We start from the raw sequence: 23,483 nt of genomic DNA, 5'->3' as shown, positions 1-23,483 counted from the left end.
CGGGCTTTTTTTTGTGCCGCGCTGGCGGGCTACGCGGGTTGCGCCACGACCCGCTCGCGCCCGATCAGCAGGGCGATGACGGCGGCGACGAGACCTGTGGCGCCGGCCGCGACGAAGGCCATCAGGTAGCTGCCTTGCGACTCGCGCACCACGCCCGCCATCCAGGCCGCGCTGGCCGCGCCCAACTGGTGGCCGGCGACGATCCAGCCGAACACGATGGGCGCCTCGCGATCGCCGAAGGCTTCAGTGGCCAGGCGCAGCGTGGGCGGCACGGTGGCGATCCAGTCCAGGCCGAAGAACACCGCGAAGATCGCCAGGCCGTAGAACGAGAAGTCGGAATAGGGCAGATAGATCAGCGCCAGGCCGCGCAGCCCGTAGTAGACGAACAGCAGCTTGCGCGGATCGTAGCGGTCGGTCAGCCAGCCGGAGGCGGTGGTGCCGAACAGGTCGAAGATGCCCATGATCGCCAGCAGCCCCGCCGCCTGCACTTCGGGCATGCCATGGTCGCCGCACAGCGCGATCAGGTGCGTGCCGACCAGCCCATTGGTGGTGAAGCCGCAGATGAAGAAGGTGGCGAACAGGAACCAGAAGGTGCGGGTGCGGGCGGCGCGGGACAGGGCGCCGAAGGTGGCGGCGATCATGCCGGTGCGCGGCGTGGCGGGCGCGGGCGGTTCATGCGGGTCGCTGCCGAAAGGAACCAGGCCGACGCTGGCGGGGCGGTCGGGCACCAGCCACCAGGCCACCGGCACCAGCGCGGCGGCGGCGCCCGCCACGGTCCAGACCACCCGGGTCCAGTCGCCGGACGACGCCAGCGCCGCGAGGATGGGCAGGAAGATCAGCGTGCCGGTGGCGGTGCTGGCGGTCAGCAAGCCCATCATCAGGCCGCGATGCTTCGTGAACCAGCGGTTGACCACCGTGGCGCCCATGACCACGGCGACCGCGCCCGAGCCGACGCCGGAGAACACGCCCCAGGTCAGCAGCAGGTGCCACGGCTGGGTCATGTAGGCGCTGGCGGCGGTCGAGAGGGACATCACCGACAGCGCCGCGATCAGCACGCGGCGCACGCCGAAGCGTTCCATCGCGGCCGCCGCGAACGGCCCCACCAGTCCATACAGGAAGATGCCGACGGCGGCCGAGAACGAAGTGGTGCTGCGATTCCAGCCAAAGCTTTGCTCCAGCGGCACCAGCAGCACGCTGGGAGACGCGCGCAGGCCGGCCGAGACCAGGAGCGCCAGGAAGATCACGCCGACGACCACGAAAGCGTACTTCTGTCCCGCGCGGCGGAAGGGGATGGGAGGGTGGGCTATACTCATGTTACTGACCGGTACGTAATTGGGTCTGCGAATGGTACGTACCGGTCAGTAACGCCGTCAAGCGATATTTTCTGACGGCCGGTTTTCAGGGCTGCCGGCGTATGACGACCGGTCTCAGCAAGGAGTTTTCGAATGGCCAGCAAATCCCCCGCGGGCGGCAACGACGTCAAATCTGCCGCCACACCCGCCGCCAAGCCGCCCCTGGCGGCCGACCGCATCCGCCAGACGGCGCGCGAGATGTTCTACCGCGACGGCATCCGCGCGGTGGGGGTGGACGCCATCGTCAACCAGGCCGGCGTCACCAAGCCCAGCCTGTATCGCAGCTTCTCGTCCAAGGACGAGTTGGCGGCGGCCTATCTGCGCGACTACGACGCCGAATTCTGGGCGCGTTTCAACGCCGCCTGCGATGCCCACCCGGGCGACCCGCAGGCGCAACTGCGCGCCTACCTGTCGGGCCTGAGCGTGCGGGCGGTGCAAAGCGGCTATCGGGGCTGCGGCCTGACCAACGCGGCGGTCGAGTATCCGGAGGCCGGCCATCCGGCGCGGGAAGTCGCCGTCGCGCACAAGCTGGAACTGCGCCGGCGCCTGACCGCGATGGCGGCCGAAATGGGCGCGCCCGATGCCCAGGCCCTGGGCGACGGCTTGCTGCTCCTGATCGAAGGCGCCTTCGTGTCGAGCCAGTTGTTCGGCGAGGGTGGGCCGGCCGGCCGGGTGGCGGACATGGCGGACATGATGATCGACGCTCATCTCGGCCGCCGTTGATTGCTGCGATGCACAATAATGGTGCCGGATACGGTGCCGGATGCACCGATGTGGTGGTGTTTGTACCCATTTCGCAACGCCGAAAATAATGCTAGGCATTTTTATTGCAACGCAGCAACCACGGATCTAAGATGAATTCGTGTTGTTCCCCATCGCGCTTTCTCAAGGAGAGAATCATGAGCGATACCGCGTTGAAAAATGCCCGCATGTCGGATGCGCTGGAGCAGTCCTTGATCCGCGAGGCCATCAAGGCGGAAACCCTGTCCGGGCCGTTCTCGCGCTCGGGCTGGCGCCGGCTCAAGCTGCGCATGCGCCGGTTCGGCGGCGCCATCGGTGAAGTGCTGCACGACATGGACGCCGGCCGCCGCCAGCATCCTGTGATTTCCGCCCACCGTTGAGCGGCGCATCCGCGCCAGGAGAAAAACGCCAGCTTTCGCTGGCGTTTTTTTATGCCCGACAGCCTTCAGGCCGTGCCCGCCGCGGCGTCGATGATCCAATCCAGGAAGGCCCTGACTTCCGGCCGTTCGGCCGCGCCCGGCACGGTGACGGCGTAGTAGGCGAATCGCGCCGGCCACGGCTTGTCCAGCACCTGCGCCAGCCGGCCGGCGGCGATCTCCTGCTGCGCGTACTGCTGCGGCACCAGGGCCAGCCCCTGGCCGGATTCCGCCGCGCGGATCAGCAGGAAGTCATCCTCGAAGGCATTGCCGCGTTCGGCGCGCGCATCCGCCGCCACGCCGCTGGCCGCCAGCCACAGCGGCCAGTCGGCGCGGTCCGAGTCATGCAATAGCGGGTAATCCAGGCAGTCGGCGGGTTCGCGGATCGCGCCCGGCGCGACCAGTTGCGGACTGGCCACGGGCACCAGCACCGGCGCCATCAGGCGCACGCTTTCCAGTCCCGGGTAGTCGCCCAGGCCGTGGCGCAGGGCGACATCGACCCGGTCGCGGCGCAGGTCGGTCAATGCCGAGGTTGCCTCCACGCGGATCTCGATTCCGGGATGCAATTGCTTGAACGCGCCCAGCCGCGGCACCAGCCACGAGGCGGCGAAGGTGGCGACCGTGCTGATGGTCAAGGTGTGTTGCCCCTTGCTGGCCTCCAGCGCCGCCATGGCCTGGTCGATCTGCGCGAAGGCCTGCAACAGGGCGGGATGCAGCGTGGCGCCGGCCGGCGTCAGGCGCAGGCCCTGGCGTTCGCGGGTGAACAGCGCCAGGCCGACGCGGTCTTCCAGCAGGCGGATCTGCTGGCTGATCGCGCCCGGGGTGACGTGCAGCGCCTGGGCCGCGGCCTTGATGCTGCCGCGTTGGCCGACTTCGACGAAGGTGCGCAGGGTCTGAAGCGGGACGGAGGACATCGAGTTTAGTTTTTCTAAAGCATGAGGGCAGAAATCATCGCTTCTGATTATAGGAGCTTGTTGCCATCATGGCGCGGTCGGCTTGAATTTCCGACGCCACGAAAACTAAACCGAGAGGATCGCTTTGATGACCCCTGCAGCCCGTGTCCGGCAGCCTGTCCAGGTCGGGGCACAGCCATGATCGACCTGTATACCGACAGCTCCCCCAATGGTTTCAAGATCACCATCGCGCTGGAGGAGCTGGGCCTGCCCTATACCCTCAGGCACGTGCATATCGACGCGGGGGAAAACCGGCGGCCGGCATTCCTGCGGCTCAATCCGCACGGCCGCATCCCGGTGCTGGTCGACCATGCCACCGGCATCACCCTGTTCGAGTCGGCGGCGATCCTGCTGTACCTGGCCGACAAGACGCGCCAGTTGTTGCCGATCGATCCCCCGGCGCGCTGGCAAGCGATCCAGTGGCTGATGTTCCATGCGGCCAGCGTCGGTCCCATCATCGGCCAGCGCGTGCACTTCGAGATTTTCTCCGCCACCCCGCAGCCCGAGGCGATCGAACGCTACCGCGGCCTGTGCGACGCCGCGTTCGGCGTGCTCGACGGGCAGCTGGCGCGGCATTCCCATGTCGCGGGCGAAGACTATTCGATTGCCGATATCGCGCACTTCGGCTGGACCCATATCGCCCGCATCGTCGGCTTCGATTTCAGCGCCCACGCCCATTTGAGCGCGTGGCACGAACGCATCGCCGCCCGGCCGGCGGTCCAGCGTGGCGTCACCTTGCCCGCGCCGGCCGTCGGCGCCTGAACCTGCTCAATCATGGAAACGCAAAATGCTTGAATCCACCACGACGTCCTCCGTATCCATCCCCACCGGCGCTTCCGCGCCGGCGTTCGCCGCCCATCCGGGTTATTGCCGCATGTTCGCGCCCGGCCAGCTCACCCTCGGCATGTTCCTGCCGCTGCGCTTCTACAACGGCGACATGCAGGTGCTGGCGGGGCAGTCGGAGCTCGTGACCGAGATCGACCGGCTCGGCTTTGCCGCCGTCTGGGTACGGGACGTGCCCTTGATGGACCTGGGCTTCGGCGATGCCGGACAGGTGTTCGATCCCTTCACCTACCTGTCGTTCCTGGCGGCCCGAACCCGTTCGATCGCGCTGGCCACCGGCAGCGCCATTTTCTCGTTGCGCCATCCGATCGACCTGGCCAAGGCCGCCGCCACCATCGACCAGTTGTCGGGCGGCCGGCTGGTGATGGGCATCGCCTCGGGCGACCGGCCCTCGGAGTTTCCGGCCTATGGCATCGAACACGAGCAGCGGGCCGAGCGCTTCCGCGATGCGGTGGCGTACTTCCGGCGGCTGCTGGGCAGCGCGGGCGGCACCATCGAATCGCCGTTGGGCCGCACCCTGAGCGGCACGCTGTTGCTGCCCAAGCCGGCAACGGGCGTGATCCCGCTGATGGTGACGGGCGGCTCCGGCCAGTCGCCGGCGTGGATCAGCGAACATGCGGACGGCTGGTTGAGCTATCCCGGCCCGTCGCACGACAAGAGCGGGCCGGCGCGGCTTGCCGACAAGATCCGCATCTGGCGCCAGGGCATACCGGACGGCGGTTTCCGGCCGCACATGACCAACGAGTGGCTGGATCTGGTCGACGACCCCGACCATCCGCGCACGCCGCTGCAGGGCGGCTTCGTGTTGCGCACGGGCAGGAACGGCTTGATCGCGTTGTTGCGGGAGTGGCAGGCCGCCGGGGTGAACCACGTGGCCCTGGGCATCCAGTTCTCGGAACGGCCGGCGGCCGAGATCATCCATGAGCTGGCCGAGGAGGTGCTGCCGCATTTTCCGTCGCTGCCGGGGCCGGCCCCGCGCGACGGCCGCTGGTGAGGATCACAGCACCATGTCCACCAGCAGGTAGCCGTCCAGCAGGATGATGCCAACGGTGGCGACCACGGCCGCCCAGGCCCAGGCGCCGCGCAATACGTGGCGGCCCATCACCTGCCTGCGGCGGGCCAGCACCACCAGCGGACCCAGCGCGAAAGGCAGGGCCAGGCTCAGGATGACCTGGCTCAGCACCAGCAACTGGTCCGGGTCCTGGCCGCCGGTGAAGGCCAGCAGGGCGGCGGCCACGGCGCCGGCGATCAGCCGGGTGGCCAGCGCGCGGCGGCGGTCGGACCAGCCGCTGTTGATCTGGAAGCCTTGCGACAGCATGCGGCCGGCCAGCACGCCGGTGATGGTGGAGCTTTGGCCCGCCGCGTACAGCGCGATCGCGAACACGATGGCGGCGCCGATGCCGAAAGTCTGGCCGATCACGGCATGGGCGTCGTCCAGGCTGGAGACGATGATGCCGGAGCCGGACAGCGAGGCCGCGGCGACGATCATGATGGCCGAGTTGATCAGCATGGCCACGCCCAGCGACAGCACGGTGTCGTTGCGCGCCACGCGCATGGCCAGGTCGCGCGCGTCGGCCGGCAGCACGCGGGCGCGTTGCGCCAGCGAACCGGAGTGCAGGTAGAGGTTGTGCGGCATCAGGGTCGCGCCCAGGATGCCCAGCGCGATCAGGAAGCCCTGCGGATCGCGCAGTGCCTGCCCGGTGCGCGCCATGCCGTGGGCGACGTCGGTCCAGGCGGGATTGGCCTTGAACAGGAGGAACACGAACGAGGCCGCCACGATCGACAGCAGCACGGCGATGACGCGCTCGTGGCGGTCGGCGTTGCCGCGCGTCAGGGCCAGCACGGCGAAGGTGCCGACGCCGGTGACGGCCACGCCGCCCAGCAGCGGCAGGTTGAACAGCAGGCGCAGCGCGATGGCGCCGCCGATGAGTTCGGCCAGCGCGGTGGCCAGGATGGCGGCCTCGCCGGCCAGCCAGGCCGCCTTGGCGGTGCGCGGCGACAGGTGGCGGGCGGTGAGGGTGGCCAGGTCTTCGCCGGTGGCCAGCGCCAGGCGCGAGACCAGCACCTGGAAGCCCAGCGCCAGGATCGCCGATGCGATCACCACCAGCAGCAGGCCGTAGCCGAAGCCGCTGCCGCCGGCGATGTCGGTGGCCCAGTTGCCCGGATCGATGTAGCCCACCGCCACCAGGATGCCGGAGCCGACCACGCGGCGCAGGTTGGCGGTGACCTGGGCGTCCTGGCCGTAGGCCGCATTGCCGCCTGAAATCGCGTAGATGAATCGGGTCATGGTGATTTCCTGAGAATGGTTCTCATTTTCCATTTCTCGGGCATGACCGTCAAATTGATTTTCAGCAAGCGCGGGATAGGGCGGGCCAATGGCGCCGCCCGTGCCGCGGGCCGGCCGCGGCCGTTCAGGCCTTGAGCTTGGCGTCCATGGTGATCTTGGCGTTGAGCACCTTGGAGACCGGGCAACCCTTTTCGGCCTTGCGCGCGGCATCCTCGAAGGCCTGGGCGCTGGCGCCGGGAATCACTGCTTCCACGGTCAGGTGGACGGCGGTGATGGCAAAGCCCCCCTCGACCTTGTCGAGCGTGACCTCGGCCTTGGTGTCCAGGCTTTGCGCCGTCAGGCCGGCTTCGCCCAGGATGTTGGACAGCGCCATGGTGAAGCAGCCGGCGTGCGCGGCGCCGAGCAGTTCTTCGGGATTGGTGCCCGGGGTGTCGCCGAAGCGCGTATTGAAGCCGTAGGGCTGGTTCTTGAGCGCGCCGCTCTGCGTGGAAATCGTACCCTTGCCCGTTTTCAGATCGCCCGACCAGGCGGCGGTTGCGGTTTTCTTCATGCGTGACTCCTGTTGAGGGAACGCGCCCGCGACGGACGCGTCCGGTTGGGGGAGAGCGCGGCCCGCCTGGCGGCGGCGCGCGTTGCCGGAAGGGGCACGGACCATGATACGGCGCGCGCGCCGGGGCGTCGCCTGCCTGGCGCCCGCATCCGGCAAGCCGATGTAACCGCCGCTTGCGCCGCCTTGCCAGCGCCGCGTGGCGCCGTCACACTTCGCCCCTGGATCAACCCGAACAGGCATTGGATACAGATGGTAGTGATCGACACCGAACAAACCCGCCGCGCATTGTCGTTCGACGCGGCGATCCCGGCCTTGCGCGAGGCGTTCCGCCAGGGCGCCCACGTGCCCCCGCGCCACGTCCACGCCATCGAGTCGGGCGGCGCGCACGGCACCACGCTGATCATGCCGGCCTGGAACGAGCAGGGGTATTTCGGCGTCAAGGTCATCAACATCTTTCCCGAGAACACGCGCCAGTCGCTGCCCGGGCTGCACGCCACCTACAACCTGTACAGCGCCCGCACCGGCGTGCCGCTGGCGCAGGTGGACGGCGACCTGGTGACGGTGTTCCGCACCGCCGGCGCGGCGGCGCTGGGCGCGTCCTACCTGGCGCGCGAGGATGCGCGGGTGCTGACCATCGTCGGCTCGGGACGCATTGCCGGGCTGGTGGCGCAGGCCATGCGCACGGTGCGGCCGATCGACAAGGTGTGGGTCTGGAACGTGCGTCCGGCCGGCGCCGAAGCGCTGGCGGCGGCGCTGCGCGAGCAGGGCTTCGACGCCAGCAGCACCGTCGACCTGGAACAGGCCGTGCGCCAGGCCGACATCGTCAGCTGCGCGACGCTGTCGACCGTGCCGCTGGTGCGCGGCGACTGGCTGTGCCCGGGCACGCACCTGGACCTGATCGGCAGCTTCAAGCCCGACATGATCGAGACCGACACCGCCTGCTTCGACGGCACCACGGTCTACGTGGACACGGACGAGGCGCCCACCAAGGCGGGCGACCTGCTGGCCGCGTTCGAGGCCGGCGTGCTGGCCCGCGACGAGATCCGCGGCAATCTCACCGACCTGGTGCTGGGACGCGCGCCCGGCCGCACGCAGGCGAGCGAAGTGACGGTGTTCAAGGCCGTCGGCAGCGCGCTGGAGGACCTGACGCTGGCCGCGCTGGTCTACGAGGCCTGCAGCGGTCAGGCAAAATAACGCCATCCGCTGTTTTTCCATCCTGCGAGCTGTCGTCATGTCCCGCTTCTTCCTTCGCTACGCCTGCGCTGTCGCGCTGGCGGTTCCCGCCCTGTCCGTCCAAGCCGAGATCGTGATCGGCGTGGATGTCTCCACCACCGGCCCGGCCGCTGCGATCGGCATCCAGACCAACAACGCCATCCGCCTGTGGCCCAGCACGCTGGGCGGCGAGCCGGCGCGCTACGTGGTGCTGGACGACGGCACGGACGTCAGCCGCGCGGTCAAGAACCTGCGCAAGCTGACCTCGGAAGACAAGGTCGACGCCATCGTCGGTCCCAACACCACCGCCGCGGCGTTGGCCGCGCTGGACGTGCTGGCCGAGACCCGCACGCCGATGATCGCGCTGGCGGCCTCCAGCGTGATCGTCGAGCCGCTGTCCGACCCCAAGCGCGCCTGGGCCTTCAAGATGCCGCAGAACGATTCGCTGATGGCGACCGTGCTGGTCGAGGACATGAAGAAAAAGGGCTTCAAGAATGTGGCCTTCATCGGCTTCGCCGATTCCTACGGCGACAGCTGGTGGAAGGAGTTCTCCGCGGCCGCCGGCAACGACGTCAAGGTCGTGGCGCAGGAACGCTTCCAGCGCACCGACGCGTCGGTGGTGGGCCAGGTGCTCAAGGTGATCGCCGCCAAGCCCGATGCCGTGCTGATCGCCGGCGCCGGCACGCCGTCGGCGCTGCCGCAGAAGACGCTGCTCGAACGGGGCTACACCGGCGCCATCTACCAGACCCACGGCATCGGCACGCTGGAATTCCTGCAGGTGGGCGGGCGCGATGTCGAAGGCACGCTGTTCCCCACGGGCCCGGGCGTGGTGGCGCGCGAGCTGCCCGACTCGAACCCGGTCAAGACGGTGGCGGTGGACTTCGCCGACAAGTACGAGCGTCAGTATGGCGCCAACACCCTGACGCAGTTCGCCGGCGACGCCTACGGCGCCTGGATGCTGCTGGATTCGGCCGTGGCGCGCGCCCTCAAGACCGGCGCCAAGCCCGGCACCCCGGAGTTCCGCGCCGCGCTGCGCGACGCCCTGGAAAGCACCCGCGACCTGGTCGTGCCCAACGGCGTGCTCAATATTTCCAAGGACAACCACCAGGGCTTCGACGAACGGGCCCGCGTCATGGGCGTGGTGCGCAACGGCAAATTCTCGTATGCGGAGGCGGCCCCGGCGCAGAAATAGGGGACGACATAGTCGTCTACCCTTCGTAACGAGTTTTCACCCGCCATAGGGTGGAGATAGGGAAAAGCAGGCTTCGGCCTGCTTTTTTTCGTCCATATCATTAGAGGTGAAATGATTTAATGTCGTATCATTTTTAGCGAAGCGATGTACCTAGAAATAAATCAGGGAGAAAAAACCATGATCGTCCAACGCACCCGCCGCGTCCTGCTGGCCCTGGGCCTGGGCCTGCTGGCAGCCTGCTCAGACTCCGGTTCGGACAAGCCCGTCCAGGGGGCCAGCGCGCCCGCCGCCGGCGCCAGCACGCTGGAAGCCGCCAAGGCGGCCGGCAAGATCCGTATCGGTTACGCCAATGAAGCGCCGTTCGCCTTCATGGACAGCAAGGAGGCCAAGGTCACCGGTGAATCGGTGGAAATCGCCCGGGTAGTGCTCAAGCGCATGGGCATCAACGAGGTCGAAGGCGTGCTGACCGAATTCGGCTCGCTGATCCCCGGCCTGCAGGCCAAGCGCTTCGACATCATCGCGGCCGGCATGTACGTCACGCCGGAGCGCTGCGGCCAGGTGGCGTTCTCGAACCCGACCTATGGCGTGGGCCAGGCGTTCCTGGTCAAGCAGGGCAACCCGAAGAACCTGCACAGCTACGAGGACGTGGTGAAGAACCCCGACGCCAAGCTGGGCGTGGTGGTTGGCGCCATCGAGGCCGAATACGCCGCCAAGGTCAAGGTGCCCGCCGGCCAGATCGTGGTGTTCCCGGATGCGGTCAGCGCGCTGTCCGGCGTGCAGGCCGGCCGCGCCGACGCCTACGCGGCCACGGCATTGACGGTCAACGACCTGATGGGCAAGACCGACGCCGGCAGCGGCCTGGAGAAGGCCGAGCCGTTCACCGATCCGGTGATCGACGGCAAGGGCGTGCGCGGCTACGGCGCCTATGCCTTCCGCACGGACGACAAGGCCTTTGCAGATGCCTTCAACGCCGAGCTGGCCAAGTTCATCGGCACCGAGGAACACAAGAAACTGGTGGCGCCGTTCGGCTTCACGCCCGAGGAACTGCCCAAGGACGTCACGGCCGCCAAGCTCTGCGCCGCGAACTAGGGGGCGCCGATGCAGCTCATATCCGAACATATCGCCGAGCTGGTGCCGCCACTGCTGGAAGGCCTGGCGGTGACGCTGGAGGTCATGGCGGGCGCCGTGGTGCTGGCGGTGCCGCTGGCGCTGGTGGCCGGGGTGGGGCGCCTGTCGACCGTGCGCCCCGTGCGCTGGCTGGCGTCCATCTACGTCGAGGTGTTTCGCGGCACCTCGGCGCTGGTGCAGCTGTTCTGGTTCTATTTCGTGCTGCCGCTGTTCGGCGTGCAACTGCCGGCCATGCTGGTGGGCATCGTTGTGCTGGCGCTCAATGCCGGCGCCTATGGCGCCGAGGTGGTGCGCGGCGCGATCCGCGCGGTGCCGCCGGGCCAGCGCGAGGCCGGCGTGGCCCTGAACCTGACGCGTGGCCAGATCATGCGCCGCATCGTGGTGCCGCAGGCCATTCCGGCCATGCTGCCGCCGGCCGGCAACCTGCTGATCGAACTGCTCAAGAACACCGCGCTGGTGTCGCTCATCACGATCACCGACCTGACCTTCCGCGGCCAACTGCTGCGCAGCGAAACCCTGCGCACCACCGAGATCTTCACGCTCATGCTGCTGCTGTACTTCGCGGTGGCGCTGCTCATCACCGCCGGCGTGCGCCTGCTTGAACGGAGGGTCCGCGTCCGATGAAACCGATATTCGACTGGTCCTTCGCGCTGGAGATCCTGCCCACGCTGGGCTCGGCGCTGCTCATCACCATCCAGGCCACGGTGCTGGGCATGCTGGTGGCCGTGACGCTCGGCCTGGCGCTGGCGCTGCTGCGGCGCTCGCGCCTGGCGGTGCTGTCCTTGCCCACGGCCTTCGTGATCGAGTTCGTGCGCAGCACGCCGCTGCTGGTGCAGATGTATTTTTTGTTCTACGTGCTGCCCCTGACCGGGGTGCAGATGTCGCCGCTGGCGACCGGCATCGTGGCGCTCGGGCTGCACTACGCCACCTATTGCGCCGAAGTCTACCGCGCCGGCATCGAGGCGGTGCCGCGCGGCCAGCTGGAGGCGGCGCGGGCGCTGAACATGTCGCCGTGGCGCACCGCCGTCGGCGTGGTGCTGCCGCAGGCGATCCCGCCGGTGGTGCCGGCGCTGGGCAACTACCTGGTGGCCATGTTCAAGGACACGCCGCTGCTGTCGGCGATCACGGTGGTCGAGCTGCTGCAACAGAGCAAGATGATCGGCTCCACCACCTTCCGCTACACCGAGCCCCTGACGCTGGTCGGCGTGCTGTTCCTGGCGCTGAGCCTGATCGCGGCCTGGGGCGTGCGCGGCCTGGAGGCCCGCCTGCAACGATATGGAGGAAAGCGATGAGTTCCAGCATCACCATCAAGAACCTGCACAAGCGCTATGGCGAGCTGGAGGTGCTCAAGGGCATCAACCTGGAGATTCCGGCAGGCCAGACCGTGGCCGTGATCGGGCCGTCGGGTTCGGGCAAGTCGACCCTGCTGCGCGTGCTGATGACGCTGGACCAGCCGACCAGCGGCGAGATCGAGATCGACGGCGAGCCGATGTGGACCGACGCCCAGGGCCGTCCGGCCGGCCCCAATTCCGAGCACCTGCGCAAGGTGCGCGGCAAGATCGGCATGGTGTTCCAGCACTTCAACCTGTTCCCGCACATGACGGCGCTGGGCAACGCCATGGAGGCGCCGGTGCACGTGCTGGGCCTGCCGCGCGACCAGGCGCGCGAGCGCGCGGTGGAATACCTGGAGATGGTGGGGCTGGGCGACAAGCTCGACGTCTACCCGGCGCAGTTGTCGGGCGGCCAGAAGCAGCGCGTCGGCATCGCCCGCGCGCTGGCGATGTGCCCGGAGATCATGCTGTTCGACGAGGTCACCTCGGCGCTCGACCCGGAGCTGGTGGGCGGCATCCTGCAGATCCTGCGCGACCTGTCGGCGCGCAAGAGCATGACCATGATCATCGTCACCCACCAGATGAAGTTCGCCGAACGCAGTTCCGACCGCACGCTGTTCTTCGACGAGGGCAACATCGTCGAGGACGCCGAGTCGCAGACGCTGTTCAGCGCGCCCAAGGAAGCGCGCACGCGCCAGTTCCTGGACAGCGTGATCGAGGGGCAATAAGCCGCGGTAATAAAGGGCGGGCCTCGTCCCGCCCTAAACCCCCACGCGGGCGTCGGGATTGGCGGCGCGGGCGGATGCCGGCGCTATGCTGTGCATCCGCGTCCATCGCCCGGAGCCTTACGCATGAGTCATCTTTTCAGTCCCACGTCAGTCGGCAATGTCGAACTGGCCAACCGCATCGTCATCGCGCCCATGTGCGAATACTCGGCCGACGAGGGCCGCGCCACCGACTGGCACATGATCCACCTGGGCCACCTGGCCCTGTCCGGCGCGGCGCTGCTGTTTACCGAGGCGACCGCGGTCGAGGCCGATGGCCGCATTTCCCCGGGCGACCTGGGCCTCTGGTCCGACGAGACCGAAGCCGCGCTGGGCCGCGTGGTGCAGGCGGTGCGGCGCTATTCGCCGATCAAGCTCGGTATCCAGCTGGGCCACGCCGGCCGCAAGGCGTCGAGCCATGCGCCCTGGGAGGGCGGCCAACTGGTGCCGCCGGAGCAGGGCGGCTGGCAGGGCTGGGCGCCGTCGGCGCTGCCGCACAAGGCGTCCGAGCCGGCGCCGCGCGCGCTCGACGCGGCCGGCCTGGCGCGGGTGCGCGACGCCTTCGTCGACAGCGCTCGCCGCGCCATCCGCCTGGGTTTCGACGCCATCGAGCTGCATGCGGCCCATGGCTATCTGCTGCACCAGTTCCTGTCGCCGCTGGCCAACCAGCGCGACGACAACTACGGCGGCTCGCTGCAGAACCGCATGCGCTTCCCGCTGGAAGTGTTCCGCGCGGTGCGCGAGGTGACGCCTTCGTCGGTGGCGCTGGGCGTGCGGGTATCGGCCACGGATTGGGTCGAGGGCGGCTGGGATCCGGCGCAGACCGAAGCGTTCGCGCTGCGGCTCAAGGAATTGGGCTGTGAGTTCATCGACGTCTCCAGCGGCGGCGTTTCGCCATTGCAGAAGATCCCGGTGGCGCCGAACTACCAGGTGCCGTTCGCCGACGCCATCAAGCGCGCGGTCGGCCTGCCCACCATCACGGTGGGCCTGATCACCGAGGCGCAACAGGCCGAGGACATCCTGGCGCAAGGGCAGGCCGACATGGTGGCGCTGGCGCGCGGCATGCTGTACGACCCGCGCTGGCCCTGGCATGCCGCCGCGCAACTGGGCGGCCAGGTCAATGCGCCGCGCCAGTACTGGCGGTCGCAGCCGCGTGAGTTGAAGGACCTGTTCGGCGAAACGCACTTCGGCCAGCGCTAGCGGCCGAAGCTGTCGCGCAATGAAAAACGCCGCGTGACGCGGCGTTTTTTTCGGGCGGGCGTTGCGCCTACAGGCGCGAATAGGCCGCTTCCAGTTCGCGGTGCAGGACGTCAGCGAAGTCGGCGCGGGCGGCGTCGTGCTGCGCCAGCAGGCGCGCCAGCACCACGTTGTCTTCCTCGCCGTTCCAGATCTTGATGTAGGTGCCTTCCTTGTAGCCATGCTGCTGGCGGAAGATGTTCAGCACGTTCTTGGAAACGTACTGGGTATAGGCATCGTTCCAGCTCATTTCGCAGGCGGTCATGCTCTGCTCGAGCAGCTTGAAGCTGGCGCGGCCGCACACCGCCAGGCCGCCGATCAGTTCGAGCAGTTCGGGCACGTTCAGGCTGGCCAGCGCATAGCTCTTGCCGTCCAGCGTGATCGAGGCGGGGCCGGCCAGGTCGGCCACCAGCGCGGCGGCGGCGGCGTTGACGTCGCCCTTGGCCTGCACGATGGTATGCGACAGGTAGAAATGCAGGATGTCGACCAGTTCCATCTGCACCTGGGGCAGGTCGATGGTCTGCTTCTTCCACCACTTCCAGCCGTAGTGTTCCAGGGCCTCGGCCGATTCGACGAAGGCGGCGCGCAGGAAGCGGGCGCCGCCGTTGATCCAGTCCGGATTGATCATGCTGTTCAGGTCGCCTTGCAGCTTCAGCATCGTGGCCGCCTGGGCCTGGTTCAATCCGACAACGTTATTCACTTTCACTCCGGGTATTCATGGGGTCTATGCGAGGGCGGCGGAAATGTTAGCACCATTGCCGCCGAGGCCGGGCCGCTTCAGCCGTCCTTGCGGTACGACGAGGTCTTGAGCGGCGGCAGCTTTTCCAGCGGTCGCTTGCGCGGGTCGCGCGCGCCGCTGGCCGCCTTGAACAGCATCAGCGCGAAAAAGCCCAGGAACACCGCCGGCATGAAGTCGTCCAGGTCGAAGCGCGGCGCGTGCAGCGCCTTGAAGGCGACGTTGACGGCGGCCCAGCCGGCCACGGCGCCGGCGATGGTCAGGAAGATGCCCTGCTTGCGCTGGCGCGCGCGCTTGGCCAGCGAGACCGCTTCGGCGTCGGTCTGGCCCGGGGCGACGGTGGACGGCACGCTGTCGGCGCGGTGCGATTGCGGCGGCGCCGTCTTGCCCCAGGCCAGGTCATTCAGGGATCCCGGGCTCGGGGCGGGCGCCGGCGTGGGCGTGGCGACCGGCGCGGTCGCTTGGCGCCTGGTCTCGGCCTTGCTCGGCACCCGTCCGGGCGTGGCGCCGCCCGCGCGCGACAGGTTTTCGATGTAGCGCGCGAAGTCGCCGTTCTTCGGCTCCATGTCGATGGCCATGCTGTTCTCCGCTAATTGCCGCGACGGATGCGCGCCGGCTGCCGGCGTTTGCGCATCATCGCGACCAGGAGTCCGCATCCTAGCAGCACCGAGAGTCCCGCGCCGATCATCATGGCGATCTGTTGCGCGTTTTCGGCCGCGCCCAGGCTGCGCGCGGTGATGTAGCCGGGCGCCAGCATCAGCGGCATCCACAGGATCGCCGACAGCACGTTGGCCATCTGGAAGCGGCCGTGGGCCATGCCCATGACGCCGGCCACCGTGGGGATGGTCGAGCGGATCGGTCCCAGGAAGCGGCCGACCAGCACCGAGGCGAAGCCATAGCGGTAGAAAAACAGGCGCGCCCGTGCCACGGCGGTACGCTGCTGCTTGAGTGGCCAGCGCCGCAGCACGTTGGGGCCGGCCCAGCGCCCCAGCCCGTAGGACAGCGCATCGCCGACGATGGCGCCGGCGATGCCCCATGCCATGATGCTCCACGGATCCAGCGTGCCGGCGCCGATCAGGCCGCCGGTCAGCAGCATCAGCGCGGTGGCGGGAATGAACAGGCCCAGCAGCACCATCGATTCTCCCAGCGTCAGCAGGAAGGTGATGGGGCCGGCCCAGGCCTGGTTGGTCTCGATCAGCACGCCGATCTTGTCGATGTATTGGTCCATGAGGCGGAAGTTGAAAATTAGCTGAATGCAATCGGGTATCTTAACGCCTGCATTGTGGACGCCGCGTGAAAGCGGCGCGCCACAGAAGGCTATCGTCGGAGTTCTATGGATTCGGTTACACAAGCCGTGCTGGGCGCGGGCATACAGGGGGCGCTGCTGGGGCGCGTGCAGGGGCGGAGGGCGCTCATCTACGGCGCGGCGCTGGCCACCGTGCCGGACCTGGACGTACTGATGCGCTACCCGGATCCGGTCTCGCTGATGACCTACCACCGGGGCTTCTCGCATTCGATCTTCGTGTTGACCGGCTTGGCGGCGCTGCTGACATGGTTGATACGCAAGTACTGGCCGCAAGCGCAATACAGCGCGGGGCGGCTGTTCCTGACCCTGTGGCTGGTATTGGTGACGCATCCGCTGCTGGATGCTTTCACCGTCTATGGCACGCAGCTGTTTTGGCCATTGCCATCGATCCCGGAAAGCTGGTCGGCCATCTTCATCATCGACCCCGTCTATACCGTGCCATTGCTGTTGGGGGCGGTGTACGCGGTGATCGTCGGCATGACCCGCAACGCCCGCCGCTTCCTGGCCGGGGCGCTGATCTTCAGCACCGCCTACCTCGGGTTCGGGCTCGCCGGCCGCATCGCCGCCGAACACCGGGTGCGCGATGCGATGCAGGCGCAGGGCATCGCCATTACCGAGCTGCGGGCCATTCCCATGCCGCTCAATACCTTGCTGTGGCGCGTCGTCGCCAAGACGCCCGACGGCCATTACTACGAGGCCGTCAGCAGCTGGTTCGACCGCGAGCCACCGGAATGGCTGCGCCTGCCGCTCAACCCGGAACTGGGACAGGCGCTGGCCGATATGCCGCTGCTGCAGCGCCTGCGCTGGTTCACCGATGATTGGCTGCGTTATGACGCCGTGGGCGATGCGCTGGTGGTGACCGACCTGCGCATGGGCGTGGCCGGGCACTACAACTTCCGCTTCAAGATGGCCGAGCGGCAGGCCGACGGCGGCTGGCGGCCGGTGACCCCGTCCAGTTGGCCGGGCGACCGTGGCGGCTGGGCGGAGTTCAAACTGGTGCTGGGACGCATCCTGCACGCGCAACCGCCGCTGCCGCTGGCGCAATGGGCCGAGACCGCGACGCGCTAGAGCGCGCCGATCGGCGCCATCGGGAAGGCCCGCCCGACATGGCGGGCTTTTTTTCGTCCCGTCGGCATGGGGCCTGGTGAGAGGCCGCGCTTCGCGGACGGTGCTGCCGCCAACCCGAGGGACCGCCCGTATTGACCGGAAATCCGCCGTTGCATTATTCTTGTTCCCTATTAAGGAACAGCAGTTCCGATTTTTGGAACAATAATGAGCATTCTCGATGGCGTCCAGCGGGTGTTGGCGCTTTACGCGCAGGGCGAGGCGGAACTGAGCTTCACCGACGTGGCGCAGCGCCTGGCCATGCCCAAGAGCACGGCCTCGCGCCTGTTGAACCAGATGCAGCACTACGGCCTGCTGGACCAGGACGCGGCCACGCGCCGCTATCGCGCCGGCGCCTTGCTGTCGCAGGCGGTGCGCGCCGGGCAGGCCGCGACGCCGCTGGACGAGGCCTGCCGCAAGGTGCTGGCGCGCCTGTCCGACGACAGTGGCCTGACCGCCTACCTGTCCACCCTGAACCAGCGCGAAACCGTGGTGCTGCAACGCCTGAACGGCTCGCATCCGGTGCAGGTGCTGTCGCCGCCGGGTTCGCGCCGCGCCGCCTCGGACACGGCCATGGGACGCGCGCTGCTGTCGCGCCTGACCCAGGACGAGTTCGACGCGCTGTACGGCACCGATCCAGCCCGCCCCCTGCCGATGGAGGGCAAGGATTGCCCGGCCACCGTGGGCGAACTGGCGCAGCGCGTGGCGCAGATCCGCGCCGACCATTACGGCGTCGCCATCGACCAGGCCATGCCTGGCATCGGCGCCGTGGCGGCGGCGGTGCGCGATCCCTCCAGCGGCGAACTGCGCGGCCTGTGCCTGTCCTTCGTGTCGTTCCAGGTCGACGCCGCCCGCGTGGCGGCGCTGCGCGAGTCGCTGACGCGGCAGGTCGCGGCGCTGGGCCGCGAATTGAACGATCCCTATTGGCTGGCCTGACGCGCCGGCGCGAACCCGATTGACCGTATTGCCCTATCCAGCCGCGCGTGCGCGACACCCCGACTTTCCCGATTCCACGGAACTCCACTCATGAACCTTCTGCTTCTCAGCAATTCCAGCAGCGACGCCGGCTACCTGGTGCACGCGTTGCCCGACATCCGCGAACTGATCGCCGCGCTGCCGGCTGGCGCGCCGGCGGTGTTCGTGCCGTACGCGGGCGTCACCCGCAACTGGGACGACTACACCACCTTGGTCACCACGGCGCTGGCCGACGCGGGCCTGGACATCCAGCCGCTGCATCGCGCCGCCGATCCCGTGGCCGCGCTGGAGAATGCCGCCGTCATCATCGTCGGCGGCGGCAACACCTTCAACCTGCTCGGCCAATTGCGCCGCCAGGGCCTGCTGAGCGTGGTGGCGCGCCGCGTGCGCGAAGGCGCCGCCTACCTGGGCTGGAGCGCCGGTTCCAACCTGGCGTGCCCAAGCATCTGCACCACCAACGACATGCCGATCACCGACCCCGAAGGCTTCGATGCGCTCGGCCTGCTGTCCTTCCAGATCAACCCGCACTACACCAATGCCCATCCTCCCGGCCATCGCGGCGAAACGCGCGCGCAGCGCCTGGCCGAGTTCTGCACGCTGAACCCGACCATGCCGGTGCTGGGCCTGCCCGAAGGCGCCGGGCTGCGCGTGCGCGGGGCCGCCATCACGCTTGTCGGCCCGCACGATGCGCCGCTGTTCATCGGCGCCGCCGAGCCGCGCGTGTTCACGCCCGGCCCGCTGGAGATCCCGGCATGAAGCAGGTCATCGACACCATCGAACTGCTGTCTTCGGCCCACATCACGGGCGAGGCGGTGGCACAGGCGCTGCGCGCGGCCGGCGACTGCGAGGTCGAGGTCACGCCGCTGGAGCGCGACGGCGCGGCCACCGAGTTCCTCTCCATCGTCATTCCGGGCGCCGACCCCGCCGCGCCGCAATTGGGCATCGTCGGCCGCCTGGGCGGCATCGGCGCGCGTCCGGCCGTCACCGGCCTGGTGTCCGACAGCGACGGCGCCGTGGTCGCCATCGCCGCCGCGCTCAAGATCATGGCCATGGCGCGCCAGGGCGACGTGCTGCCCGGCACCGTGCGCATCCGCACCCACATCTGCCCGCGCGCCGGCACCCGTCCGCACCATCCCGTGCCGATGATGCGCTCGCCGTTCCCGATGCGCGAAATGATGTCGCACGAAGTCGATCCGCGCATGGACGCGATCCTGTCCGTCGACACCACCCGCGGCAACCGCCTGGTGAACCGCCGCGGCGTGGCGCTGACGCCGGTGGCCAAACAGGGCTATCTGCTGCGCATTCCGGAGACCATGCTGGACGTGATGGGCTGGGTCAGCGGCGAGCTGCCCCTGACGCTGCCGCTGACCACGCAGGACATCACGCCCTACGAAAACGGCCTGTGGCATGTCAATTCGCTGATGCAGCCGGCCATCGTCACCGACGCGCCGGTGGTCGGCGTGGCGCTGACCGCGCAGACCGCCGTGCCGGGTTGCGCCACCGGCGTGACCAACGCCGTCGACGCCGACGTGGCGATGCGTTTCTGCATCGAGATCGCCAAGCTCTTCGGGCAGGGCGCCATGACCTTCTTCGACGCCGCTGAATGGGACGCGCTGCAGGGCCGCTATGGCTCGATGGCGCATCTGCAGACCACCGGCCGCGAACCGGGCGCCGCGCAATGAGCGCGCGTCGCCCGCGCCGCGTGGCGTTCTTCACCATCGGCCAGTCGCCGCGCAGCGACGTGGTGCCGGAAATGGCGCCGCTGCTGGGCGAACACGTGCGCATCGACGAGTTCGGCGCGCTCGACGGCCTGGATGCGGCGGCGCTGGCCGCGCTGGCGCCGCGCCCGGGCGAGTATCGCTTCGCCACGCGCATGCGCGACGGCGCCCAGGTCGAACTGGACGCCGCCGCCGCCGAGGCGCGGCTGGCAGAGGTGATGCGCGAGGCCGACGCCGCCGGCTACGACGCGCTGGTGCCGCTGTGCACCGGCACCGCGATCGCGCCGATGCGCACGCTGGTGGTCGAGCCGCAGCAGGTCGTCGACCACCTGGTCGCCGGTTTGGCGCAGCACTGCCGCAAGGTCGGCCTGGTGGTGCCGCTGCAAGCCCAGGTCGACGCCTTCCACATGGCCGTGCCGCTGGAGTGCGCGACCACGGTGGTGCATGCCTCGCCCTACGAGGCCGACGCGGGACGCGCGGCGGCCAGTTTCAAGCAGGCCGGCCAGGACCTGGCCGACTGTGATTTTGTCGTCATGCATTGCATGGGTTACGCCGAGCGCATGCGGCAGGCGGTGGCACAGGCGTCGGGTCGCCCGGTGCTGTTGTCCAACCGCCTGGTCGCGCAGGCGCTCGCGCAAATATTGGAATAAGGGAATCGACTTCATGTTCAGCCGTACTTTGCAACGCGCCGTGGGCGCACTGTTCGCCGCCAGCACCCTGGCGGCGGCGCCGGCCCTGGCCGCCGACGCCTGGAAACCGACCAAGCCGGTGCGCCTGCTGGTGGGTTTTGCGCCCGGCGGTTCGGCCGACACGCTGGCGCGTCTGCTGGCCGAGCCGCTGTCGCAGCGCCTGGGCCAGACCGTGGTGGTGGAAAACCTGGCGGGCGCCGGCGGCAACATCATGGCCTTCCGCCTGTCGCAATCGCAGCCTGACGGCTACACCATCGGCATCGCCGCGGCCGGTTCCATGGCCATCACCCATGTGCTCAACGCCAAGGGCACCAGCTACAAGCCGACCGACTTCACGCCCATCACGCTGGCGGCGGTGCAGCCCAACGTGGTCATCGTCAACAAGGACGTGCCGGCCAACAACCTGGCCGAACTGAAGGACTACTTCCAGAAGACGCCGACCGCCACCTACGGCACCGCCGGCGTGGGCATCTCCAATCACCTGATCGCCGAAACCATGCTGTACAAGCTGGGCGTGAAGGTGCCGCACGCGGCCTACCGAGGCGCGGCGCCGGTCATCACCGACCTGCTGGGCGGCCACATCGCGATGACGATGGACAACATCTCCACCGCCGCGCCGCTGGCACTGCAGGGCAAGGTCAAGGCCATCGGCGTGGCCTCGCTCAAGCGCTCGGCGCAGTTGCCCAACGTGCCCACGCTCGACGAGCAGGGCCTGAAGGGCTTCGATATGCCCACCTGGCAGGGCGTGTTCGCCCCGGCCGGCCTGCCGGCGGACGTGCTGGCTGCCTATTACGCGGCGCTGCAGGACGTGCTCAAGCAGCCCGCCGTGAAGGAAAAGATGGCCGGCCTGGGTTCGGAACCCGTCACCGGCATGACGCCCGAGCAGTTCGGCCAGTTCCTGGAGAACGACCGCAAGCAGTGGGCCGACATCGTGCGCGCCGCCAACATCAGCCTGGAGCAATAAGCAGGCTGTCGCGTCCGCCGTTGCCGGCAGGCGCGGCGCGCGCCGCAAACAAAAACGCCAGACTCGCGTCTGGCGTTTTTGTTTGGCGGTTCGCGGATGGGCGGGATCAGGCCGGCAGCCGCGCCGCGATCTCGGCGATCAGGCGGCGCGCGGCGTCCAATTTGTCAGCCGCCGGCAGCGGGTGCGCGCCCTGCGCGTCGAACAGCACCAGTTCGGTGGTGTCCGCGTCCATCACCTTGTGCGCCAGGTTGCCCACCAGCAGCGGGATGCCCTTGCGCTGGCGTTTGGCCTCGGCGTGCTCGGCCAGTTTTTCGGTCTCTGCCGCAAAACCCACGCACCACGGCCCGTCCTTCAGTTTGGCCACCTCGGCCAGGATGTCCGGGTTGGGCTCGAACTCCATCTGCGGCGCGCCGCCGCCTTCGCTGGTCTTCTTCAGCTTCTGGTTGCTGACGTTCTTGACGCGCCAGTCGGCCACGGCGGCCACGGCGATGAAGATGTCGGCGTCGGCGGCGCTGGCCATCACGGCGTCGTGCATCTGGCGCGCCGTCATCACCGACAAGGCGGTGACGCCGCGCGGCACCGGCAGGGCGGTGGCGCCGGTGATCAGCGTGACGCGGGCGCCGGCTTCGCGCGCGGCGCGGGCCAGGGCGTAGCCGGTCTTGCCCGACGAGCGGTTGCTCAGCACGCGCACCGGATCGACCGGCTCGGAGGTGGGGCCGGCGGTCAGCAGCACGTGACGGCCGGCCAGCAGCTTGGGCTGGAAGAAGGCGATCAGGTCGGCCAGGATCTCGTGGGCTTCGAGCATGCGGCCGTCGCCGGTCTCGCCACAGGCCTGTTCGCCGGCCGACGGGCCCAGGATGCTGATGCCGTCGGCGCGCAGTTGCGCCACGTTGCGCTGGGTCGCCGGGTTGGCCCACATCTCGCGGTTCATGGCGGGCGCAACGAGCAGCGGGCAGGCGCGCGCCACGCACAGCGTCGACAGCAGGTCGTCGGCCATGCCGTGCGCCAGCTTGGCCATGAAGTCGGTGCTGGCCGGCGCGATCAGCACGGCGTCGGCGCCGCGCGTCAGGTCGATGTGCGCCATGTTGTTGGGCACCCGCGGGTCCCAGGCATCGACGAACACCGGGCGGCCGGACAGGGCCTGCATGGTCACCGGCGTGATGAAGTGCGTGGCGGCTTCGGTCATCACCACGTCGACGATGGCGCCTTGTTCGGTCATGCGCCGCACCAGCTCGGCGATTTTGTAGCAGGCGATGCCACCGGTCAGGCCGAGGACGATGCGTTTGCGGGCGAGGTCGAGCATGGGCGTCGGACGGCGTTTGGATACCGTCGAATCAGGGAACGGACAGTGATTTTATTCCGCATTGCCGCATCGCGCCGTTCGCCATGCGTGCAGGGGGGGCTCAAACAGGAAAAAACCCGGCCAAGGGCCGGGTTTCGAAGGGGGCGGGGGAGGGCGTCAGGCGCGCGGCTTGCGGGCCCGCAGCAGCTCGTCCAGCACCAGCAGCACGGCACCGCAGGTAATCCCCACGTCCGCCACATTGAAGGCGGGGTAGTACCAGTCGCGCCAATAGAACAGCAGGAAGTCCACCACGTGGCCATACACCACCCGGTCGATCACGTTGCCGATGGCGCCGCCCAGGATCATCGCCAGCGCCAGGCAGAAGCGCGGCTGGCCGCGGGTGCGGCGCAGGATCACGGTGATGACCACGGCGGCGATGAGGCCCAGCGCCGTGAACAGCCAGCGCTGCCAGCCTTCCTCGGACGCCAGGAAGCTGAATGCCGCGCCGCGGTTGTACAGCAGCGTGAAGTCGAAGAACGGCAGCAGGTTCAGGCGCTCGCCGTACTGGTACGAGGTGTTGAAGTACACCTTGGTCAGCTGGTCCAGCACGATGATGGCCAGCGCGATGCCCAGCCAGCGGCCCACCCTTGCGGGGGGCGCGCCGGCGGATGCCCCGGTGGCCGTGCCTTGAGGGCCGGCCATGC

Annotated in this window: 26 protein-coding genes; 17 read left to right on the top strand and 9 right to left on the bottom strand. The window is 68.6% G+C overall.

The window, feature by feature from the left end; genetic code table 11:
• Nucleotides 1-29: 29 nt before the first annotated feature.
• Nucleotides 30-1,313 carry an MFS transporter gene (locus AT699_RS19295; protein ID WP_038503956.1) on the bottom strand — a complete coding sequence of 428 codons (1,284 nt, stop codon included), beginning with the start codon at nucleotides 1,311-1,313 and terminating at the stop codon, nucleotides 30-32.
• A gap of 132 nt (nucleotides 1,314-1,445) precedes the next feature.
• Here AT699_RS19295 and AT699_RS19290 point away from each other — a divergent pair, with 132 nt between their 5' ends.
• Both AT699_RS19290 and AT699_RS19285 read left to right on the top strand, forming a co-directional pair.
• The gene (locus AT699_RS19290) at nucleotides 1,446-2,075 is read left to right on the top strand and encodes a TetR/AcrR family transcriptional regulator (protein WP_024069526.1); all 630 of its coding nucleotides are present in this window, start codon (nucleotides 1,446-1,448) and stop codon (nucleotides 2,073-2,075) included.
• A gap of 176 nt (nucleotides 2,076-2,251) precedes the next feature.
• On the top strand, nucleotides 2,252-2,473 hold the full coding sequence (locus AT699_RS19285; protein ID WP_006383972.1) for a hypothetical protein: 222 nt from the start codon (nucleotides 2,252-2,254) through the stop codon (nucleotides 2,471-2,473).
• A 65-nt stretch (nucleotides 2,474-2,538) separates the two neighbouring features.
• Here AT699_RS19285 and AT699_RS19280 read toward each other — a convergent pair whose 3' ends face one another.
• Nucleotides 2,539-3,423 carry a LysR substrate-binding domain-containing protein gene (locus tag AT699_RS19280; RefSeq protein ID WP_024069525.1) on the bottom strand — a complete coding sequence of 295 codons (885 nt, stop codon included), beginning with the start codon at nucleotides 3,421-3,423 and terminating at the stop codon, nucleotides 2,539-2,541.
• Between the two features lie 177 nt (nucleotides 3,424-3,600).
• Here AT699_RS19280 and AT699_RS19275 point away from each other — a divergent pair, with 177 nt between their 5' ends.
• Both AT699_RS19275 and AT699_RS19270 read left to right on the top strand, forming a co-directional pair.
• Complete coding sequence (locus AT699_RS19275) at nucleotides 3,601-4,224, top strand: glutathione S-transferase family protein (RefSeq protein WP_024069524.1); 624 nt, start codon at nucleotides 3,601-3,603, stop codon at nucleotides 4,222-4,224.
• A gap of 25 nt (nucleotides 4,225-4,249) precedes the next feature.
• The gene (locus tag AT699_RS19270; protein ID WP_006383969.1) at nucleotides 4,250-5,299 is read left to right on the top strand and encodes an LLM class oxidoreductase; all 1,050 of its coding nucleotides are present in this window, start codon (nucleotides 4,250-4,252) and stop codon (nucleotides 5,297-5,299) included.
• A 3-nt stretch (nucleotides 5,300-5,302) separates the two neighbouring features.
• On the opposite strand, the gene AT699_RS19265 is transcribed toward AT699_RS19270, so the two are convergent.
• Together AT699_RS19265 and AT699_RS19260 are read right to left on the bottom strand one after the other, a co-directional pair.
• The gene (locus AT699_RS19265) at nucleotides 5,303-6,592 is read right to left on the bottom strand and encodes an Nramp family divalent metal transporter (protein ID WP_035181048.1); all 1,290 of its coding nucleotides are present in this window, start codon (nucleotides 6,590-6,592) and stop codon (nucleotides 5,303-5,305) included.
• Nucleotides 6,593-6,716: 124 nt separating this feature from the next.
• Nucleotides 6,717-7,142 (bottom strand): OsmC family protein, encoded by a 426-nt coding sequence (locus tag AT699_RS19260; RefSeq protein WP_006383967.1) that lies wholly within the window; start codon nucleotides 7,140-7,142, stop codon nucleotides 6,717-6,719.
• A gap of 249 nt (nucleotides 7,143-7,391) precedes the next feature.
• Here AT699_RS19260 and lhpI point away from each other — a divergent pair, with 249 nt between their 5' ends.
• The 7 genes from lhpI to AT699_RS19225 all read left to right on the top strand — a co-directional run bounded on the left by lhpI (nucleotide 7,392) and on the right by AT699_RS19225 (nucleotide 13,969).
• Entirely contained in the window at nucleotides 7,392-8,336 is a 945-nt protein-coding gene (lhpI, locus tag AT699_RS19255) for a bifunctional Delta(1)-pyrroline-2-carboxylate/Delta(1)-piperideine-2-carboxylate reductase (protein ID WP_024069522.1), read from the top strand.
• Nucleotides 8,337-8,373: 37 nt separating this feature from the next.
• Nucleotides 8,374-9,546 carry an ABC transporter substrate-binding protein gene (locus tag AT699_RS19250; protein WP_024069521.1) on the top strand — a complete coding sequence of 391 codons (1,173 nt, stop codon included), beginning with the start codon at nucleotides 8,374-8,376 and terminating at the stop codon, nucleotides 9,544-9,546.
• 177 nt (nucleotides 9,547-9,723) lie between these two features.
• Nucleotides 9,724-10,635: an ectoine/hydroxyectoine ABC transporter substrate-binding protein EhuB gene (gene ehuB / locus AT699_RS19245; RefSeq protein WP_047991190.1), complete on the top strand. Its 912-nt coding sequence runs from the start codon at nucleotides 9,724-9,726 to the stop codon at nucleotides 10,633-10,635.
• Between the two features lie 9 nt (nucleotides 10,636-10,644).
• Nucleotides 10,645-11,298, top strand: a complete 654-nt coding sequence (gene ehuC, locus AT699_RS19240; protein WP_024069519.1) for an ectoine/hydroxyectoine ABC transporter permease subunit EhuC — start codon at nucleotides 10,645-10,647, stop codon at nucleotides 11,296-11,298.
• Nucleotides 11,295-11,966: an ectoine/hydroxyectoine ABC transporter permease subunit EhuD gene (ehuD, locus tag AT699_RS19235; protein ID WP_024069518.1), complete on the top strand. Its 672-nt coding sequence runs from the start codon at nucleotides 11,295-11,297 to the stop codon at nucleotides 11,964-11,966. Before ehuC ends, ehuD begins: the two co-directional genes overlap by 4 nt.
• A complete protein-coding gene (gene ehuA, locus AT699_RS19230) occupies nucleotides 11,963-12,733 on the top strand; it encodes an ectoine/hydroxyectoine ABC transporter ATP-binding protein EhuA (protein ID WP_024069517.1) in 771 nt (256 codons plus the stop codon). The genes ehuD and ehuA overlap by 4 nt, the downstream gene beginning before the upstream one ends.
• Nucleotides 12,734-12,856: 123 nt before the next feature.
• On the top strand, nucleotides 12,857-13,969 hold the full coding sequence (locus tag AT699_RS19225; protein WP_024069516.1) for an NADH:flavin oxidoreductase/NADH oxidase: 1,113 nt from the start codon (nucleotides 12,857-12,859) through the stop codon (nucleotides 13,967-13,969).
• 67 nt (nucleotides 13,970-14,036) lie between these two features.
• Here the strand turns inward: AT699_RS19225 and AT699_RS19220 are convergent, their stop codons facing one another.
• From AT699_RS19220 to AT699_RS19210, 3 genes are all read right to left on the bottom strand, one after another.
• Nucleotides 14,037-14,687 (bottom strand): dUTPase, encoded by a 651-nt coding sequence (locus AT699_RS19220; protein ID WP_035181018.1) that lies wholly within the window; start codon nucleotides 14,685-14,687, stop codon nucleotides 14,037-14,039.
• Nucleotides 14,688-14,782: 95 nt separating this feature from the next.
• Nucleotides 14,783-15,319, bottom strand: a complete 537-nt coding sequence (locus AT699_RS19215) for a hypothetical protein (RefSeq protein ID WP_006383957.1) — start codon at nucleotides 15,317-15,319, stop codon at nucleotides 14,783-14,785.
• A gap of 11 nt (nucleotides 15,320-15,330) precedes the next feature.
• The gene (locus tag AT699_RS19210; protein ID WP_006383956.1) at nucleotides 15,331-15,969 is read right to left on the bottom strand and encodes a DedA family protein; all 639 of its coding nucleotides are present in this window, start codon (nucleotides 15,967-15,969) and stop codon (nucleotides 15,331-15,333) included.
• A 105-nt stretch (nucleotides 15,970-16,074) separates the two neighbouring features.
• Here AT699_RS19210 and AT699_RS19205 point away from each other — a divergent pair, with 105 nt between their 5' ends.
• From AT699_RS19205 to AT699_RS19180, 6 genes are all read left to right on the top strand, one after another.
• Nucleotides 16,075-17,115: a metal-dependent hydrolase gene (locus AT699_RS19205; protein ID WP_006383955.1), complete on the top strand. Its 1,041-nt coding sequence runs from the start codon at nucleotides 16,075-16,077 to the stop codon at nucleotides 17,113-17,115.
• A gap of 204 nt (nucleotides 17,116-17,319) precedes the next feature.
• A complete protein-coding gene (locus tag AT699_RS19200) occupies nucleotides 17,320-18,087 on the top strand; it encodes an IclR family transcriptional regulator (protein WP_006383954.1) in 768 nt (255 codons plus the stop codon).
• Between the two features lie 90 nt (nucleotides 18,088-18,177).
• Nucleotides 18,178-18,882 (top strand): dipeptidase PepE, encoded by a 705-nt coding sequence (pepE, locus tag AT699_RS19195; protein ID WP_006383953.1) that lies wholly within the window; start codon nucleotides 18,178-18,180, stop codon nucleotides 18,880-18,882.
• Nucleotides 18,879-19,808: a DUF1177 domain-containing protein gene (locus tag AT699_RS19190; RefSeq protein ID WP_006383952.1), complete on the top strand. Its 930-nt coding sequence runs from the start codon at nucleotides 18,879-18,881 to the stop codon at nucleotides 19,806-19,808. The genes pepE and AT699_RS19190 overlap by 4 nt, the downstream gene beginning before the upstream one ends.
• Nucleotides 19,805-20,494, top strand: a complete 690-nt coding sequence (locus AT699_RS19185) for an AroM family protein (RefSeq protein ID WP_024069515.1) — start codon at nucleotides 19,805-19,807, stop codon at nucleotides 20,492-20,494. The genes AT699_RS19190 and AT699_RS19185 overlap by 4 nt, the downstream gene beginning before the upstream one ends.
• Before the next feature lie 13 nt (nucleotides 20,495-20,507).
• On the top strand, nucleotides 20,508-21,497 hold the full coding sequence (locus tag AT699_RS19180) for a Bug family tripartite tricarboxylate transporter substrate binding protein (RefSeq protein ID WP_006383950.1): 990 nt from the start codon (nucleotides 20,508-20,510) through the stop codon (nucleotides 21,495-21,497).
• Nucleotides 21,498-21,603: 106 nt separating this feature from the next.
• Here AT699_RS19180 and coaBC read toward each other — a convergent pair whose 3' ends face one another.
• Nucleotides 21,604-22,800 carry a bifunctional phosphopantothenoylcysteine decarboxylase/phosphopantothenate--cysteine ligase CoaBC gene (coaBC, locus tag AT699_RS19175; protein WP_020928415.1) on the bottom strand — a complete coding sequence of 399 codons (1,197 nt, stop codon included), beginning with the start codon at nucleotides 22,798-22,800 and terminating at the stop codon, nucleotides 21,604-21,606.
• 156 nt (nucleotides 22,801-22,956) lie between these two features.
• Nucleotides 22,957-23,481: a signal peptidase II gene (lspA, locus tag AT699_RS19170; protein WP_045953244.1), complete on the bottom strand. Its 525-nt coding sequence runs from the start codon at nucleotides 23,479-23,481 to the stop codon at nucleotides 22,957-22,959.
• Between the last annotated feature and the right edge of the window lie 2 nt (nucleotides 23,482-23,483).

The organism is Achromobacter xylosoxidans, from assembly GCF_001457475.1.
Taxonomy (GTDB): domain Bacteria; phylum Pseudomonadota; class Gammaproteobacteria; order Burkholderiales; family Burkholderiaceae_B; genus Achromobacter; species Achromobacter xylosoxidans.
Note: the sequence above shows the minus strand (reverse complement) of the source record. Positions and strands in the feature narration are given on the sequence as shown.

What these genes read in the sequence shown, in the direction of transcription:
- ehuB (WP_047991190.1), top strand. Translation starts at nt 9,724, where the DNA reads ATGATCGTCCAACGCACCCGCCGCGTCCTGCTGGCCCTGGGCCTGGGC.
- ehuC (WP_024069519.1), top strand. Translation starts at nt 10,645, where the DNA reads ATGCAGCTCATATCCGAACATATCGCCGAGCTGGTGCCGCCACTGCTG.
- lhpI (WP_024069522.1), top strand. Translation starts at nt 7,392, where the DNA reads ATGGTAGTGATCGACACCGAACAAACCCGCCGCGCATTGTCGTTCGAC.
- AT699_RS19260 (WP_006383967.1), bottom strand. Translation starts at nt 7,142, where the DNA reads ATGAAGAAAACCGCAACCGCCGCCTGGTCGGGCGATCTGAAAACGGGC.
- AT699_RS19295 (WP_038503956.1), bottom strand. Translation starts at nt 1,313, where the DNA reads ATGAGTATAGCCCACCCTCCCATCCCCTTCCGCCGCGCGGGACAGAAG.
- AT699_RS19190 (WP_006383952.1), top strand. Translation starts at nt 18,879, where the DNA reads ATGAAGCAGGTCATCGACACCATCGAACTGCTGTCTTCGGCCCACATC.
- AT699_RS19205 (WP_006383955.1), top strand. Translation starts at nt 16,075, where the DNA reads ATGGATTCGGTTACACAAGCCGTGCTGGGCGCGGGCATACAGGGGGCG.
- AT699_RS19285 (WP_006383972.1), top strand. Translation starts at nt 2,252, where the DNA reads ATGAGCGATACCGCGTTGAAAAATGCCCGCATGTCGGATGCGCTGGAG.
- AT699_RS19265 (WP_035181048.1), bottom strand. Translation starts at nt 6,592, where the DNA reads ATGACCCGATTCATCTACGCGATTTCAGGCGGCAATGCGGCCTACGGC.
- lspA (WP_045953244.1), bottom strand. Translation starts at nt 23,481, where the DNA reads ATGGCCGGCCCTCAAGGCACGGCCACCGGGGCATCCGCCGGCGCGCCC.
- pepE (WP_006383953.1), top strand. Translation starts at nt 18,178, where the DNA reads ATGAACCTTCTGCTTCTCAGCAATTCCAGCAGCGACGCCGGCTACCTG.
- AT699_RS19185 (WP_024069515.1), top strand. Translation starts at nt 19,805, where the DNA reads ATGAGCGCGCGTCGCCCGCGCCGCGTGGCGTTCTTCACCATCGGCCAG.
- ehuA (WP_024069517.1), top strand. Translation starts at nt 11,963, where the DNA reads ATGAGTTCCAGCATCACCATCAAGAACCTGCACAAGCGCTATGGCGAG.
- AT699_RS19280 (WP_024069525.1), bottom strand. Translation starts at nt 3,423, where the DNA reads ATGTCCTCCGTCCCGCTTCAGACCCTGCGCACCTTCGTCGAAGTCGGC.
- AT699_RS19215 (WP_006383957.1), bottom strand. Translation starts at nt 15,319, where the DNA reads ATGGCCATCGACATGGAGCCGAAGAACGGCGACTTCGCGCGCTACATC.
- AT699_RS19200 (WP_006383954.1), top strand. Translation starts at nt 17,320, where the DNA reads ATGAGCATTCTCGATGGCGTCCAGCGGGTGTTGGCGCTTTACGCGCAG.
- ehuD (WP_024069518.1), top strand. Translation starts at nt 11,295, where the DNA reads ATGAAACCGATATTCGACTGGTCCTTCGCGCTGGAGATCCTGCCCACG.
- AT699_RS19210 (WP_006383956.1), bottom strand. Translation starts at nt 15,969, where the DNA reads ATGGACCAATACATCGACAAGATCGGCGTGCTGATCGAGACCAACCAG.
- AT699_RS19275 (WP_024069524.1), top strand. Translation starts at nt 3,601, where the DNA reads ATGATCGACCTGTATACCGACAGCTCCCCCAATGGTTTCAAGATCACC.
- AT699_RS19225 (WP_024069516.1), top strand. Translation starts at nt 12,857, where the DNA reads ATGAGTCATCTTTTCAGTCCCACGTCAGTCGGCAATGTCGAACTGGCC.
- AT699_RS19290 (WP_024069526.1), top strand. Translation starts at nt 1,446, where the DNA reads ATGGCCAGCAAATCCCCCGCGGGCGGCAACGACGTCAAATCTGCCGCC.
- AT699_RS19250 (WP_024069521.1), top strand. Translation starts at nt 8,374, where the DNA reads ATGTCCCGCTTCTTCCTTCGCTACGCCTGCGCTGTCGCGCTGGCGGTT.
- AT699_RS19180 (WP_006383950.1), top strand. Translation starts at nt 20,508, where the DNA reads ATGTTCAGCCGTACTTTGCAACGCGCCGTGGGCGCACTGTTCGCCGCC.
- coaBC (WP_020928415.1), bottom strand. Translation starts at nt 22,800, where the DNA reads ATGCTCGACCTCGCCCGCAAACGCATCGTCCTCGGCCTGACCGGTGGC.
- AT699_RS19270 (WP_006383969.1), top strand. Translation starts at nt 4,250, where the DNA reads ATGCTTGAATCCACCACGACGTCCTCCGTATCCATCCCCACCGGCGCT.